Below are 16,224 nucleotides of genomic sequence, written 5' to 3'. Positions count from 1 at the left end.
CAAGAGATGCTCCGTTTTCCAACCGGTCACGGAATTCTGTGGTTTTTGTCCGGAGTTCGGTATCGCTTAACCGGGAACACTTATCTTCCAAAGCATTGACCGGCTCCACATAGGTTTCCTGGAGACTACGAATCAACCGGTTCTGAGTTTTCCCAGAAAAAAAATCCTTTACGAATCCAAGCATTCTTTCTTATCCTCAAAAATACAGGCTGTAGGTGTTTAGCGGTTTAAGCTTTTAGGTAATAGCCATGCAAGTTTTTGTTTTACCTAAAAGCCTGCCGCCTAATAGCCTGCTTTTCTCTTTCTCTAATCAACCTACCCGCCACCGTCGAATCAGTTACTTTGCTGTGTCCCGGCAAAAACCCGAGCCGGTGATTTACATCAACCGAAATGTAGCTTCTAAGTCCCCCCTGCCCCTTTTCCAAAGGGGTAGGGGGATGGGGAGTTTTCCTGCCCGAAGTCGTCAGGCCCCGACCGGTTGACTGCCTTATGTTAAACACCTCTCATGTAAGGTATCGTCAGTGTCGAATATTGTTCCACGAGACCATTTGCCAGGCCGATAGGCCAATTATACCACAGGAGCGAAGGCACCGGAGAAATACCGCCAGGGAGGACGGAATGGTGGATAGCGTCAAGGGGGTGAGCTGGCCGCAGAGATTGTTTATTTCCCGCTTCGGGCCTCCTAGCGGCCTCTTCTTCCGTTCATGGCCTGGACCAAAAACCAGATAATTCCGATACCCAAAAGGTAGTCACCGATACTCACAACAAACGGCTGAACATACAAGAGGGAGTAATAAGGAACTATGTCACCGAGCCACGCCAGAGGGGTTGCGCTCGTCATTGCGACATAATCCGGAAAATGACCGGCATAGAAACGCTCGACCAAGGCTCCAAGGCCCAGTTGACGGGCAAGGGGGAGGGATACCGGCATCCGTCCCTGGTTGACCGCCATGACCGCAATATTACACATCGTTCCAGCGGCAATCAGGAGCATGCCGGGTAACCGATATGAGAGCGTTGTAGCAATAAATACAACGCTCATTCCCACTAAGGTCAACCAGATAAAATCAGCGGGGAAAAGCGCCAACACGACATAACGAACCAGAAACCCGACAATGATCAGCCAAAAAAAAGGCATTTTGATCTGTTTTAGATAGCCGAGCTTGCCTCCCGTGACCCAACCGGCCAGGATCCCATAAATAATAAAATCAGCCAGCATCATTGATGGTTTCTTACGTCCTCCAATACGACATAAAGCGCTTCGAGCACTTCCGCATCGTAAAATGAGCGTTCATCATTGTTCATTATCCGCAGGGCTTCCTCAACAGGGTAGGCTTTTCGGTAGGGCCGGTCCGAGGTCAAAGCATCAAAAACATCGGTAACCGCCAGTATGCGTGCTTCGAGCGGAATCTCGCTGCCACGTTTCCGGTCGGGATAGCCGGATCCGTCACATCGCTCGTGATGGGCACGGACGAAACGAGCCGCTTCCCTGAGGAAATCTACTTCGCTTATGATTTCCTCACCGATCACTGGATGCTCTTTGACCACCAGGTATTCTTCATCGTCTAAACCGCTCGATTTACTTAAAATTGAATCGTTAATCCCGATCTTCCCCACGTCATGAAGGAGTGAAGCGTATTCGAGCATTTCCCGCCCCCGATTCGAGAGGCGGATTTTCTCGGCTATGGCCAGGGAAAGTTCCGCTACCCGGGCTGAATGACCGCGGGTGTAGGGATCTTTGGCATCGATTGCCGCCGTCAGGGCTCGCAAAAGAGCCAGCTGACTTTTCTTGGTATCGGCATAAAGCTTGAAGGAATACCGGGCGACCATGAGCGGAATGAAAAAAAGGACAACCCCCCAGTATCCAATGTTGGTATAGATGAGGGCAAGCAACAACGAAAAGGGAAACATGGCAAAATACTGGATAATGATTCCGTTGATGTTTTGCCGCCAAAGAGTCCTCACCGCTGTCCCGCTGGACATGGATACCACGGCGATGATTAAAAGAACGTTACAAAGGAAAAAGATTATAATCGAAGAAAAAACCGCTCCGTAAAAAACGAAGGTATCCCAATGAAACTGATATCCGCGCAGATACTGGAACACCAGACCGGAAGCAAAGGCCGACAGGGCGAATTGGGAACCGTTGAAAAGCGCCTTTTTCAAGCCTCCGGTGATAGTCCCCAGGGTCATACCCCCAAAGGCCACCAAGGCGGCGAATAGGGGAGAAACCAGAAGAATAGCGGCATACACCACGGCAAAACTCACGGAAATAGCGGTACCGTAGGGAAGGTGGATCGGCATGATCTCGGAAATGAAGGTAATCAGTAGAAAAGTGACAAAGAGGGGCAGTGAAACCTGTGAGACATCCAAATACCAAACAGACAACCCAAAGATAAGAACACCAAGGGCAATAACCCCATAAACGAAACAGGGGAAAATCCATTTTTTTACGAGACCGTCCATTCTGTTTCCCGGGGTGGACCGGGAGATATCTTATGGATGCAGTAACGGTTGCTACCTCCAGGAAAAACCGGCGCCGCTTGCCAGGACTATGGCCAGAAGGCCAAGCAGGACACTGACGATCTTTGCCATGGTAACATCCTCCTTCGCTGATTCTCCATCTCGTTCCGCTGGTTTATGAGATGGGAAATAGCTCCGCTGAAAAAGATATTCCCCGGTTCCACCCCACTCCTCTCAAACGCTTTCCAGATGGACAAGGATTTTTCGGTTCAGGGCATCAAGAGTTCCTCGGGCCGCCGATTCGAAAAGATCATCCTTGACTACTGCGGCTCCAGTCAGGATACCCATCTCTCCATCGGGGAAGCGATAGTCAACAACAACAAGCACGACATCGCATCCCGAAAAGCTGTGAGTGGATATCCCGCGCAAGGTAAAAAAACGCCCCCCCATCAAGTCATTGATACAACGGAGAACTGCCTCACCTGCCAGCGCAATCCGATCGGACGCTTTTGGATGGTCCTCCGCCACTTCAGTCCGGAACGTCTTTTCGCCCAGCCTAATTTCCACCTCGGCACTCACCCCGGCGCGATTCCTCTTCCAACCCAGGCTCCATAAAACCGGACGCAGTAACTCTCCGTTTGGTTCCTTTCTTTTACTCCCCTCCAGGTCAAAGCTCACAATACTGATTTTTTTATGGTCTACATCAAGATTATACCGGGCATGCAACAGGGTCTCAATGTCCCGGGCCAACAATCGGGGAGGCTTGCTCCGGTTGGAAAGGACGTGGATTTCGCTAATAACGCCCCCATCACCCATGACCCGAACATTGACCACACCATCTATATTCTCGATAGAACTTTCGATCGCTTTTAGGTCCACAGGGTTTTCCATGGCTCCTCAGCGGGGTCACCTCGCTTTTTCAGTATACCGGATCAATCAAGCCGTAATCACCGTCACTCCTTTTATAAAGCACCTGAACTTTGTCTTGATCCATATCCTTATAGATAAAGAAACTGTGACCGAGCATTTCCATTTGCAACACCGCATCTTCCATGCTTATCGGTCGAAGAACGAATTTCTTGGTACGCACCACTTCGCCAACCCGGGTGTCCTCTTCGCTCGGAGAGGACAATAAAGATTTCTCCGTTCCAAGGGCAAAGACTTCCCCGGCCCGCAACGCTCCCCTCCCCTCGAGTTTCCCTTTGTACTTCTTGATCTGACGTTCCAGCTTATCCACAACCATATCAAAAGCGCTGCGCCAGTCTGGTCCAATTCCTTCCCCCCGAATTACGATCCCGCTGGCCGTGGTCATTGCTTCCGCCTTCACCCGTCCTCTTTCCAAGCGAAAGGTCACGGTTGTGTCGATCAAGCGGTGGAAAAAACGCTCGAGTTTCGTCAGCTTCCCGGTTACATAGTCCCTCATTTTATCTTGTACATCAATATTCTCGCCTCTAATGATTACTTCCATCCGGAACACTCCTTTCACATCCAGTGACAGGTGTCATGGTGATCCCGCGATACAGACGGTCGGCCAGGTTCATGTCGAAGAAACCGGCTCCCGGGCTAAATGTATTGGCCAGGCCGCAGGCCGCGGCGAACCGGACGGCCTCGCAGACCGAAAGTCCCCGGGAAAGCCTTTCAACCAGAGCACCAACCATGCTGTCTCCAGATCCGATATAATATTCCCCTCCCTTCACCTCCTCCGGCCACGACACGAAAAAGACACCTGATTCCCACCCGACAACCAATCCCCGGGGTCCATCGGAAAGAACAACCAAGGCGACGCCTTTTTGGCGGAACTCACGAACAGCCCGGACTTTGTCCGGCAAAGATCGGATCGGGAAACCAAGCGCCTCCTGAGCCTCTTCAACATTAGGTTTTATCATAAACGGAGCAAAATGAAAAGCCCATTTGAAGGCATCTCCAGAACTGTCGAGTATGGAAAGCACCTTTTTTTGTGTAGACATCTCCATCAGGCACCCATACAGATCGCGGCGCATCCCCGGGGACAACGATCCGGAAAGGACCAGGTAATCACCCTCCATCATTATTTCGTCAAGAAACCGGTAAAACCGATCGATGACCGACAGACGAACCGGGGGGCCGGGCACATTAATCACAGTATGCCTTTTCTGCAACCTTTCATGGAGCACGGTGGTAATTCTGGTCTCCCCCTCTACCGGCCAGGCCCGAAAAGAAATTATTTCTTTGTTAAGCGCCCGGCCGATCTTCCGGCCGATCATTCCGCCCAGAAAAAGATGGAGGAGGGGCTCACCACCGACTGTCTTGATCGCCCGGGCGACATTGATTCCCTTGCCTCCCGGAGTGGATATCGACCAAGCTGCCCGGTTAACCGCATCGAGATAAAGCTCATTTATGATCAGGAGATGGTCAAGGGCCGGATTCAGGCATAAAACATGAATCACAGAGTGTTTTCCCTGATAAAGAGTTCGACCTCATCTCTCGTGGGCAGAGCCGGAATAGCCCCTTTCTTCAGGGTCGTCAGCGCACCGACCGCATTGGCGTACCGGACAGCGAAACGAAGCGTTTCCTCGGGCACATCCTGTCGATCCCGGATTTTATTCCAGAACGGGGCGAGTGAACTGACCAAACCACCTACAAAACCGTCCCCGGCGCCAGTGGTGTCCACCGACTTGACCGGGAAACCATTCGCACGGATCAGTTGATCTCGGTAGTAAAGCATCGATCCGTCCCGACCCATGGTAATGGCCAGAAGAGGTGGATCGTAGCGGCTGCGAATGAAACGGATCGCCTCGTCAAGGTTATGGGTATCGGCAATAAAACAGGTTTCCTCTTCATTCAACTTGACCAAGTCGCAATACTCCAATCCCCGACGTATCTTTTCCCGGGCATCACCGGTGTTTTTCCATAACGCTGGTCTGAGATTAGGGTCATAAGAAAGGAGATATCCATATTTCCGCGCAAGCGTAATGGCCTTGAACGTCGCACTGTGCGAAGGCTCGTGAGTCATAGTGATCGACCCAAAGTGAAACACGCCTGATCCGGAAAAACAATCTTCCTGGATATCGCCCTGATCGAGAAGCATGTCCGCTCCCGGATCCCGGTAAAAAACAAAATCCCGTTCTCCCTCTTCGGTTAGGGAGACAAAGGCCAACGTCGTTTTCGCTTTCCCGGTCGTAGAGAGAAACTGGGTATTGACGCCGTAAAGCTCCAGGGTTTCCCTCAGAAAATCCCCGAACGCATCTTTACCGACTTTACCGATAAAATAAGACGCAATACCGAGTTTGGCTATGCTCACTGCGACGTTGGCCGGTGCACCGCCGGGAGCCTTTTCGAATCCCGGTGCGTCTTTCAGGGTGACCCCATTTTCCGTCGAAACAAAATCGATGAGCAATTCACCAAGACTAATGGCTTTATTATCCACAATATTCACCTCGATAAATCACTTGCGAACCACCACTACCAACTCTCCAGATCGGATACCCGCCGATAGAATCCCTTCAATGCCGGATAAAGGTCCCGATAAATCCGGTAAATATCTTCATAAATCCGGGTTTTCGTTTGATCGGGAAGTATTTGATCAATGGTGGACACGGCTTGCCGGCAGGCTTCTTCCACCGAGGAAAACGCTCCGGTTCCCACCGCCGCGAGCAATGCCGCTCCAAAAGCAGGGCCCTCGTCAACCTTCACCGTCTGGAGAGGAACCTGGTAAATATCCGCCTGCAACTGGCGCCAGAAAGAGCTCTTGGCCCCTCCGCCGATCGCCCGGACCTCTTCGACCGGAATCCCCATTTCCCTGATAATTTCAAAGGAATCCCGCATCCCAAAGGTAACCCCCTCCAGCACTGAGCGAACCAGTTCATTCTTGCGATGTTTGAGGCTGAGACCGAAAAACACCCCCCGGGCATAGGGATCGGCATGTGGTGTCCGCTCTCCGGTCAGATAGGGCAAAAAAATGAGCCCCTCGCTGCCGACCGGAGCCAAGGCGGCTTCTGATGTAAGTATTTCATACCCATCCTTCGCCAGGAGGGTGGACAGGTTCTTTTCCTCCATCCCCAAAACATCCCGAAACCAGCGGAACGATCCTCCGGCGGACAGCATCACTCCCATCACGTGCCATTTCCCGGGAACGGCATGACAAAAGGTATGGACCCTTCCTTTCAAATCCACCTTCACTTCGTCGCTGAACGCAAATACCACCCCCGAAGTTCCCAGGCTTGCCGAGACCAGACCGGCGCTGACGATTCCGGTGCCGATCGCTCCTGCCGCGTTGTCTCCCCCGCCGGCTACGACCGGGATGTCCGGTGGAAGACCGAGGGTGAGGGCAAGGTCCCGGCGAACCACACCGGTTATTTCCGGTGATTCGAAGCAAGCCGGGAACCAGTTGGCCTGGAACCCCAGTCCCTCGATCATCTCGGTGGACCAGCGGCGCCCCGGTACATCGAAAAGCGACGTCCCGGAAGCATCAGACACGTCGGTGGCAAAGTCGCCGGTCAGGCAATAACGGATGTAGTCTTTGGGCAGGAGAACCCGGGCTATTTTTTGAAATATTTCCGGTTCGTTGTTTTTGACCCAGAGGATTTTCGGCGCCTGAAAACCCGCCAGGACCGGGTTACAGTTAATTTCCATGATCCGCTCATGCCCAATAATCTCGGTGATTTCCCGGCACTCCATAGCCGTCCGCTGATCACACCACAAGATCGCCGGCCGGAGAACCGCTCCTCTCTCATCGAGAAACACCGAACCATGCATCTGTCCAGTCAATCCGATTCCCTGTACACCGGCCGGCTCGATCCCCTGTTGACTCAACGCTGCCCGGAGGGCGGACAGCGTTCCCTGCCACCAGTCACCGGGATTTTGTTCCGCCCAATTCGGGCGGGGAGTGTAGAGGGGATACTCCGATGAAGCGGCGGCTAGCAGCTCCCCCGATTCATCGACCACGAGGGCTTTGCACCCAGTCGTTCCCACATCGATTCCCAAAAAAGTACGCACTGCGCCTCCACCTTCCTTTTCAAGTCATTCCCTTTCCCCGGCCTTCCGGTAACGTCACTGGGTTTTATACAAGCAGGGTTAAAGGCTCTTCCAGCAAGGTTTTCAAAAACTGCATGAAATGTGCCGCCACAGCTCCATCCACAATCCGGTGATCGGCAGAAAGGGTCAAGGTGAAAAGATGAGCCGGCACGATCGTTGCGCCATCAAAATACGGTTTCTTCCTGATCGCCCCACAGGCCAGAATCGCTGACTCCGGTGGGTTGATCACCGCGGAGAAATCATCGACACCGTACATCCCAAGGTTACTCACCGTAAAGGTGCCCCCACTGATCTCTTCGGGTAGGAGTTTGCCGTCGCGGGCCCGGGCCGAGAGATCCCGAACCGCCGCTGTAATATCAGCCAGCCCCTTCTTGTCTGCATCGCGAATAACCGGGACAATCAGTCCCTGGTCGAGAGCCACAGCCAGTCCGATATGAACGGAGGAGTTCATCTGAATTGCGTCACCGGTAAAATAGGCGTTGACCATCGGGAATTCCAGGAGGGCCCGGGCCGCCATCTTAATGATGATATCGGTGTAGGAAACCCGCTGACCGTTATGTTTTTCAATTACTGGTAACAGGCGGTCCCGCAGGTGGACCAGTTCTTCGGCATAGATTTCCTGGCGAACGAAAAAGTGAGGTTTATTCTGGGTACTTTCCAGCATCCGGTTGGCAATGGTCCGGCGCATTCTGGACAGCGGCACCGCTTCCTGATTCCGCGCCACCACCGTTTCCGGTTGTACCCCTTCAACCCGGGAAGGTACGGTCAACCCGGGAACCTCCCGTCGTGCCTCTTGGGCCCGCTCCACATCATCCTTGACGATCCGCCCCCCGGGACCGGTTCCGGAGATTTTGCTGAGGTCTATTTCATATTGTTGAGCGAGTTTTCTGGCTAAAGGCGACACTTTCATCCGACTGGAGCCGGAAGTGGCCGTCGTTACTTCCCCGGTTAGCGAAAGAGCCCGGTCGGCACCGGATGCGGCCGTTTTCGAAATTTGTTCCACCGCTTTCCCGGGTTCCGGCGGGGAAATTCCGCCATCCGATACCCTCTCCGGCAAAGCTTCACCTTTTTTACCGATGTACGCTACTGTCTGGGTGATCGGAATTGTTTCTCCTTCCCGATGTATGATCTTCAACAGCACGCCTGAGGCCGGTGACTCAACCTCCATATTGACTTTGTCAGTTTCGACTTCGAACAATACGTCCCCTTTTTCGACCTGATCACCTTCCTTTACCAGCCATCTGTTGATCACGCCCTCTTCCATTGTCAAGCCCAGTTTGGGCATAATCACGCTTTTAGCCACCTGCGACTCTCCTTTCCGGTTAATATTTGATTCTACTGCAATAAGTAATTCTGCTGCAAAAGAACGAAGGAAGCCTGGGCCTAAGCTGCCTAAACCAGCCGCCGAAATCACCGCATTTTCGCAGCAAAAAGGCCAAGGACAGCCTTTTCAGCATCACTGTAACCAGACGTGGTCATTGATGCGTGCGAGAAAATGCCAGATGAGGCGTTGCTGATGGCAACGCGGCCTCGCTGAAATGAGTTTTTGCAGCAAAATCATCTTTTATTGTCCTATTGGTTCTCCCGTATTAATTCCAGTCACTCGCAAGGTAAAGAAGCTACGTTCTTTCAAACGGGTACCAACCCGGATTGGGGTAGGCGGCCAAGTTCACCCGCTTTCATGATTTCGGAAATGTTGGCCTTGACCGGACCGCTGTCGTCAAGGACAATCGACCACCGCTCGTTCCGGCGAACCAGTACTTCTCTTTCTCCGTCCAGAGCGATTATCCCCATCTCCCCGTCCAGGGCGATCCGTTCTCCGATATCCAAATAGCCGAATTCACCGACGTACACCGTTTGGAGTAAACCCGGGGCAATAGGCACCGAAACACGTTTTCCGGTTTTCCCTAAACGGACGAACGCTCCACGTTTTTCCGAGGCGGGGACATCAGCTACCCGGCCGACCAGGGTACTGAGCCCAATTTTCAACGGGTCGGTATGGGTCACCGCGACCAGACGAATGGGCGCAACGTCCCAGACTGCCCGGGCGCCCCGTTCCCTGGTGGAGAGCAGGACAGCATCTACCAGCGCCGCATCCTGGAGCATATCGTCCTTTTCTATCCGCAGGATTTTCTGTCGCTGTAGGACTCCGTTTCCTTTCATCTGTCCGGTTAGATAGTAAGCGGCCGCCATGCCCACAACGGTTGGTTCGATCGTATCGGCAAACACATTGTTGGTCCCCGCAGACACTGGGAAAAGGGGTGTCGTTCCGCTTTTTTTAGCCACCAACCGGTTGGTGCCGTCTCCCCCGACCACCAGAATCAACTCCACACCTTGCTCCCGGACGGCGTACTCGGTAAAGGTAAGAGTGTCCTGCTCATCGCCGAAAACGGTCATCGGGCAAGCGTGAAAAACCAGGTGTTTCAACCAATGTCGGCCCTCATCCCGGGCCACTTCGACCAGTCCATAAGGGTCGGGCATATAGACAACCGCCACTGGAGAGTAAAGGATGCCGTCGAGTCCTCGCAAGATGCGCAGAAGGTAGTTTATTTTTTCACGGTTTCCAAAAACCGCCCCTTGGGCCACCAGACGCCTGATGTCTTTTCCGGAGGCCGGATTTACGATGAGGCCGATCTTTTTCAGTTTAATGGACCTCCTGTCCACCGGTGAGGTTGATGGCCTGACCGGTCATGTAATCAGACAAGGAGGAAGCGAGAAAGACGGCGACATTCGCCACATCGTCCACCGTGCATCCCCGTCCCAGCGGCACTTTCTCTACATACATCTTGCGGACCTGATCGGGAGATACACCCAGTTTCCGGGAATACTCTTTATCCAGGAGATCCCACATGGGGGTGGAAAACACATTTCCTGGACAAATGACATTCACGTTAATGCCAAAGGGAGCAAGATCCATAGCGGCGCTTTGGGACAGGCCGATGATCCCGAACTTCGAAGCGCTGTAGGCGCCGAGCCAAAGTCCACCCCTTTTGCCGGACTTGGAAGAGATATTGACGATTTTTCCTGATTTCTGTTCGACCATGACCTTGGCTGTCTCGCGCATGGTCAGAAACGTTCCCTTGAGGTTTACGTTTATTATAGCATCCCAGGTTTCTTCCGGGACTTCGGTGATAAAGTGGGCTTTGATTATTCCTGCCGAATTGGTCAAGATATCGATTCGTCCCCATCGGTCAAGAACCCGGGAAACCATTTCGGCGACCTGATCGGCCCGGGCGACGTCGACGGACAGAGCCAGGGACTCCCGACCAAGCCTCGCGATTTCAACAGCCGTTTCTTCCGCACCGGTTCGATTCAGGTCACAGCAAGCGACATGGGCTCCCTCGCTGGCGTAGCGAAGTGCCAGGGCCTGGCCGATCCCCGAAGCCGAACCAGTCACCAGAGCTATTTTATCTTGTAACGGATTAAGATCCATGCTTCATTCCTCCGCTTCACAACCGGTCCGCCGGGAGCCGGTAACTTGAATACATTCTTTCAGGGCTGGATACAACCGGATATATTGAGCAAATTTATCCTCGTACCGGCGAGCCGTTTCTGGCTGCGGTTCGTACACTCGCTCCACCTGAACGAGCGTATCGACCAGGCTACAAAAATCCGTTATGTTTTCTAACGCTTTCCGCCCCAAAAGCGCGGCACCCAGACAGGCGGCCTCGGAAATATTCAGGGTTTCCACCGGCACGTTAAAAATATTCGCTTTCAGGTTCAACCATTTTTCGTTTTGAGCGCCACCCCCCACCGCCCGCAACCGATCGACCTGGACCCCCGCTTTATTCAGGAGGGAAAGGTTATATTTCATCTCCAGGGTGACTCCTTCCAGGAGGGCTTTGATAAACTCCTGGCTTGTAGTCTCCAGTCGTAAACCGACGACCATCCCACAGGAAGCGGTATCGAAGTGCGGTGTACCGGACATGGTGAAATGGGGAAGCACGAGAAGCGATGTGGGGGCTTCCGGCAATTCCTCGAGAATTACCGAATACACATTCCGGTTTTCCAGGCGGGCGCGGTTGACCTCCCTCGCTCCAAAGGTGTCGCGATACCAGCGTAAAATCGACCCCCCGGTAAAATTGTAGATCAACGTAATATAGAGGTCCGGATAGGCATGATGGTATGAACAGAGATTATTTCTCCGCATGGTGTCGTTGAGAACCAGCCTGGAGAGCGCCGGAGCGATACATTCCACCGTACCCGTCGCGTCAATCCCCAATCCCGGCCGGATAACTCCGGCGCCCAGGGCTCCGGACGGTTGATCGTGAGCTCCGGAAGCGACCAGGACCCGTTCCTTCCATCCCATTTTTCTCCGGAATGACTCTCCCACTTCCCCAACGGCTTGACCGGAGGGACGTGTCCGGGCCAGTTGCTCCGGATCGATCGAAACCCGGGAGAGGATTTCCGGAGACCATGATTCATTGGTTACGTCAAACATCATCGTGCGGGCGGCCAGTGAGTAGTTCATGACCGGTTCCAATCCCATCCGGTACATCACGAAATCCTCAAAACAAAGATAAAATCGGGTATGTTCGTGGATTTCCGGATGATGGGCCTGCCACCACATGATTTTATTGAGGGTTCCTATCCCAGAAAGGGTGGTCCCCGTTATGGAAAAAAACCGTTCCCGCCCCAGTGCTTCCTCCCAGTAGGGAACGAACTCTTCACCTCTTTTATCGAAGGTCACCATGCTGCGGGCCAAGCAACGACCTTCCCGGTCGACGGGAACCACCGCTTCTCCCTGGGCGGAAATCGCCAGACTCTGTGGAGGATCGCCGGTGGTTTTCGCCGACACCTCGTGCAAACAGTCTTCCACACAGCCGAAGACTTCATCCGCGTCGAGTTCGAGCCAACCTTCCCCGGGATAATAGAGAGGATATTCCCGGTAGGCTCTGGCCTTGATCCGGCCACACTCATCAAAGGCGATGACCTTGCATCCCGTCGTTCCCACGTCAATTCCCAGGTAACTCAACGCGATCACCTCCCTTCCGGGCAATGGCTCAGCCCGTCAAAGAACACTACAAGATCCTCTTGATATAGCGCATGGCTTCCAGAGCATTTGCCTCCTTCTGAATCACGCGTAGAGTGTTCATATCGAGCCGATGCACGACTTCGAGCATATACCGGATATTTTCAATGCTCAACGCACAGGCCTGAGAAGCGTCTTCTCGGTAAGGGAAAATATCGAGTCCCAGCCACCCTTCGTAGCTGGAGCGATTGAGTTCATAAACGAATTCCAGGGTTTCCCAAAAGTGGACGGTTCCCACCGCCATATCGTCGTCCCAGTCCCGGAAATTGTCGTTCAGATGAAGGATGAAGAGCTTCCGGTATTTGTCCAGGAGAGCCACGACGTTGGCCGGAGACTCCTTACAATTGAACGCATGACCCAGATCGATGGTTACTCCGACATTGGGAAGTCCTACCGCCTGGGCGATAAAAAGGGCGATCCCCGAAGAATTGATCGAGGAATGAGTGCGGGGTTCCCGGAGCTTATATTCCAAGCTCAGTTTCACCCGGGGGTTGGATTCCGCGATTTCCCGGATCGCTTCGATCATCAGGTCCCACTGGATGCGGTAATCGATCTGAAAGGGGTAATCGAAACCATCCTGGCCGGGCCACAGGTTCATGGCCTCCGCTCCAAGGCATTCGGCCATGTCCATAGCTCGTTTGCTCATCTCGATCGCCCGCCTTCGCAGTCCCTCCTGCTGAGACATCAGGCTGCCCAGGGCAAAGGCCGGATCACTGAACAAATCGACTTCACAGGAGGCCAGGGCCAGCCCCCTTTCGTCCAGAGCTTTTTTGATCCCTTCGGCAGTCCGCTCGTTCACCGGTTCGGGGTAGTGCATCATCAATCCCGTCAATCCGTCGATCGAGCGGGCAATATCGAGCGATTCCGCAAAGTCCGCTCCCTTTTTATACCCATGAGTACAAAAACGGTCCGAACCTGGTCCGAACGTCCAAATTCCCGTGGCAAAACCTTTGCTGATCATCTTCTCATCCTCCCTTATTTGGTAGAAGGGTGCTGCAATTTTCAAAGCAATGTGCTGATCTCCCGGTTAATCTCCCGTAGGGCGCCGTACAATTTCCGGTATATTCGAAATCGTTCCCGGTAGGCCTCCCGATATTCCTCCCGAGGATCGACCCGTTCCCGAAACGCCACCATCGCTTCCCGGGCCTGAGCGAGGTCTTTGAAGACGCCACCGGCTTTGCCGGCCAGCATGGCAGTGCCCAGGGCCACCGCCTCCCCGGTGGACAGGGTGAGCAGGGGTTTCTCCAGAATATCGGCCTTGATCTGGAGCCACAATGGGGATCGGGACCCTCCGCCGATAACCCGCAGGTTGCCAATAGGGATCCCGAATTCTTCAAAGAGGTCCAGGTTGACTTTCATCTCATAGGTCAGGCTTTCCAGGATTGCCCGGGTGATCTCCCCCTTGCCGCTTCCCACGGTCAATCCGATGATCGCTCCCCGGGAACGCTCATCGAGATAGGGAGTTCCCGATCCGGCAAAATGGGGGAGTACAAAGATTGAAGCCGGCCGGGCTGACGCGCCGGCAATGAGAAACTCATACGGATCTTTTCCCTGTTCCTGTGCCTGCCTACGTTCCTCGTGTCCGAATTCATCCCGGAACCAGCGTAACACCGAGCCTCCGGAAGCGATATAGGTCAAAGTGATATAAGAGTCCGTTTCGGTATGCGGGTAACAGCAAAAACTCGCCTCCATCATCTCCCGGGTGAGAATCGGTTCCCGGCCCAGGTTGATTGCCATACATTCCGAGGTTCCCACGCCGTACATGGCTTCTCCCGGCAGGCGCCCACCACAGCCCAGCACTCCGCAGGCCTGGTCGTGTCCGCCGGTCGCGATCAACACTCGCCGGGACAGTCCCACCTCGTCAGCCACTGCCGGACATACCGTACCGGCCGCCTCACCGGAAGGTACCACCCGGGATAGCTTCTCCCGGTCGATACCAGCCAGAGTCAGGAGCTCGGGGGCCCAGCGTTTTTCTGTGACATCGAAAAGCATGGTTCGGGCAGCCAGTGAATAATCGATCACTGGCTCACACCCATTCAGGCGGAAGATCACATAGTCTTCCATACAGGTAAATTTTCTGGCCCGATCGTACAGGGTCGGCCGGTTGTCCCGTAACCACATGAGCTTGTTGACTGTATACATCCCGTGAAGGGGCATCCCGGAAATCTGGAAACTTTTCAATGGGTCGATTCTTTCCCGCCAGAACGAGGTGTAGCTTTCCGCCCGGACGTCGAAATTAGCAATGGCGTTGGCGATCGGCTCACCCGTGGCATCGACCGGGACCAGGGTTTCGCCGTGGGACGCAACCCCACACACGGTGACCGGTTCCGGCGAGAGCGCGACCGCCTCCGACAACGCCTGTTTTATCGCCTCCCAAACGGCACGGGCATCCAGTTCCAGCCATCCCGGACGCGGCGCAATAAAAGGATACTCCCGGCTGGAATTCGCCAGCAACCTTCCATCCTCCCTGAACACGGCCACCTTGCAACCGCTGGTCCCCACGTCAATTCCTGCTAAGGCCAAGTTGGGTCCCCTCCCTTTTCTCTCCGAAAACATTCGACCAGAAGACAACGGCCAAGCCGCCCACCAGAACGGTCACCACAATGAAAATGGAGCGTAATCCCAGGAGTTCTCCCAGAATTCCCAACAACCAGGGAAACACCAGGGCTCCCAGCCCCCCAAAGGCTACTACCATACTGATCGCGGTCGCTTTCATCGATTCTACTTTACTGGCCACAACCGCGACAAGCAATGGCCAAATCGCTGAATAACCCAGACCCAATCCCATAAATGAAAGGATCGCCAAATTCACCTGTCCACTCATCTGTACAAGAACCAGAAACGCGAGGCTGACCACCGAGGAAACCCGCAGTAGGGAGCTGTAGGAAAAATAACGGGCCAAAAAGGCAAAAAGCAGCCGGCCCACGGTGATCATCCCCCAAAATCCGGCTATCGAAAGCCCTCCCGCATAGAAGCTGCCCCCCAGTTCCCGGACAACATAGGTTCCCATCCATGACGAAGATCCGATTTCCGAACCGACATAAAGAAACATAGCCAAGAAACTGATCACCAGGAAGCCCCCCTGATTTCGGACCAAGGCCTTGGCTCCCCTTCGGGTGAAAGTTTTCCGCTCTCCGGTGAAAAACTTCTTTTCCAAGAGGAAAATAGTCAACAAAAAGGCAAATACCCCCGCCGGGATCAGAAACACGATCCGCCAGGAGAAACCCCCGTCCAGGAGAATGCCAGCCAAGAGGGGGCCGGAAGCCGCCCCTACCCCAAAAGAAATCTGGCTGAGATTGAGAGCGGTACCCTCTCGGCCAATGAACTTCTCCGAGATCAGGCCAGTCAGCGGCGCTTCATTAAACCCACCTCCCAGGCCCATCACCAACATACCGGCTTCAATCACCGGAAAGGTGTGGGCGGTAGCGACGAGAAACGTTCCCACCGCCAGGAACAACTGTCCCAGAACCAGAACGGGTTTTTTCCCGAAACGGTCACTCAACACCCCGCTGAGTAAGGTGTTGATGACATAGGTCAGATAGTACACGAAGAAAACCCGTCCGGCTCGTCCCGGTGTGATTTCGAATGTTGTAATCCACTCCGGCAGTACCGCATGGGATACGATCACCGAAAAGGCCAAAAGATAAAAGGCCAGGGTAACCAGCGCGTACAGTCTTACGGTTTCTTTTCTGTTCAGCATGACGAAGCCTGACCTC

15 protein-coding genes are annotated in these 16,224 nt (G+C 53.8%); all 15 read right to left on the bottom strand.

The features are described from left to right. Positions 1-184 (bottom strand): hypothetical protein (locus VLH40_06180; protein HSV31592.1); only part of this gene is annotated, 184 nt, incomplete at its 3' end. Positions 185-682: 498 nt separating this feature from the next. Beyond that, positions 683-1,222 (bottom strand): DUF5317 family protein, encoded by a 540-nt coding sequence (locus tag VLH40_06175; GenBank protein ID HSV31591.1) that lies wholly within the window; start codon positions 1,220-1,222, stop codon positions 683-685. After that, the gene (locus VLH40_06170) at positions 1,219-2,466 is read right to left on the bottom strand and encodes an HD-GYP domain-containing protein (protein ID HSV31590.1); all 1,248 of its coding nucleotides are present in this window, start codon (positions 2,464-2,466) and stop codon (positions 1,219-1,221) included. The genes VLH40_06175 and VLH40_06170 overlap by 4 nt, the downstream gene beginning before the upstream one ends. A gap of 231 nt (positions 2,467-2,697) precedes the next feature. After that, positions 2,698-3,354: a hypothetical protein gene (locus VLH40_06165; protein HSV31589.1), complete on the bottom strand. Its 657-nt coding sequence runs from the start codon at positions 3,352-3,354 to the stop codon at positions 2,698-2,700. Positions 3,355-3,382: 28 nt separating this feature from the next. After that, positions 3,383-3,931: a ribosome-associated translation inhibitor RaiA gene (raiA, locus tag VLH40_06160; GenBank protein ID HSV31588.1), complete on the bottom strand. Its 549-nt coding sequence runs from the start codon at positions 3,929-3,931 to the stop codon at positions 3,383-3,385. Beyond that, positions 3,915-4,889: a hexose kinase gene (locus tag VLH40_06155; protein HSV31587.1), complete on the bottom strand. Its 975-nt coding sequence runs from the start codon at positions 4,887-4,889 to the stop codon at positions 3,915-3,917. The genes raiA and VLH40_06155 overlap by 17 nt, the downstream gene beginning before the upstream one ends. Next, the gene (locus tag VLH40_06150) at positions 4,886-5,869 is read right to left on the bottom strand and encodes a PfkB family carbohydrate kinase (protein HSV31586.1); all 984 of its coding nucleotides are present in this window, start codon (positions 5,867-5,869) and stop codon (positions 4,886-4,888) included. The genes VLH40_06155 and VLH40_06150 overlap by 4 nt, the downstream gene beginning before the upstream one ends. Positions 5,870-5,904: 35 nt before the next feature. Then, positions 5,905-7,437, bottom strand: a complete 1,533-nt coding sequence (xylB, locus tag VLH40_06145) for a xylulokinase (GenBank protein ID HSV31585.1) — start codon at positions 7,435-7,437, stop codon at positions 5,905-5,907. Positions 7,438-7,501: 64 nt separating this feature from the next. Beyond that, positions 7,502-8,779 (bottom strand): dihydrolipoamide acetyltransferase family protein, encoded by a 1,278-nt coding sequence (locus tag VLH40_06140; protein HSV31584.1) that lies wholly within the window; start codon positions 8,777-8,779, stop codon positions 7,502-7,504. A 326-nt stretch (positions 8,780-9,105) separates the two neighbouring features. Then, positions 9,106-10,140, bottom strand: coding sequence for an NAD(+)/NADH kinase (locus tag VLH40_06135; protein HSV31583.1), 1,035 nt, complete (start codon positions 10,138-10,140; stop codon positions 9,106-9,108). Next, entirely contained in the window at positions 10,121-10,909 is a 789-nt protein-coding gene (locus tag VLH40_06130) for an SDR family NAD(P)-dependent oxidoreductase (GenBank protein HSV31582.1), read from the bottom strand. Before VLH40_06130 ends, VLH40_06135 begins: the two co-directional genes overlap by 20 nt. 3 nt (positions 10,910-10,912) lie before the next feature. Continuing rightward, positions 10,913-12,451, bottom strand: coding sequence for an FGGY-family carbohydrate kinase (locus tag VLH40_06125; protein HSV31581.1), 1,539 nt, complete (start codon positions 12,449-12,451; stop codon positions 10,913-10,915). A gap of 46 nt (positions 12,452-12,497) precedes the next feature. Continuing rightward, positions 12,498-13,469 carry a TIM barrel protein gene (locus tag VLH40_06120; GenBank protein ID HSV31580.1) on the bottom strand — a complete coding sequence of 324 codons (972 nt, stop codon included), beginning with the start codon at positions 13,467-13,469 and terminating at the stop codon, positions 12,498-12,500. A gap of 41 nt (positions 13,470-13,510) precedes the next feature. Further along, positions 13,511-15,031: an FGGY-family carbohydrate kinase gene (locus VLH40_06115; protein ID HSV31579.1), complete on the bottom strand. Its 1,521-nt coding sequence runs from the start codon at positions 15,029-15,031 to the stop codon at positions 13,511-13,513. Next, positions 15,012-16,208 carry an MFS transporter gene (locus VLH40_06110; protein ID HSV31578.1) on the bottom strand — a complete coding sequence of 399 codons (1,197 nt, stop codon included), beginning with the start codon at positions 16,206-16,208 and terminating at the stop codon, positions 15,012-15,014. The genes VLH40_06115 and VLH40_06110 overlap by 20 nt, the downstream gene beginning before the upstream one ends. Positions 16,209-16,224 lie beyond the last annotated feature (16 nt).

Source organism: Atribacteraceae bacterium, assembly GCA_035477455.1.
Taxonomy (GTDB): Bacteria; Atribacterota; Atribacteria; order Atribacterales; family Atribacteraceae; genus DATIKP01.
The sequence above is the reverse complement of the archived record's forward strand: the minus strand, read 5'-3'. Positions and strand labels throughout refer to the sequence as shown.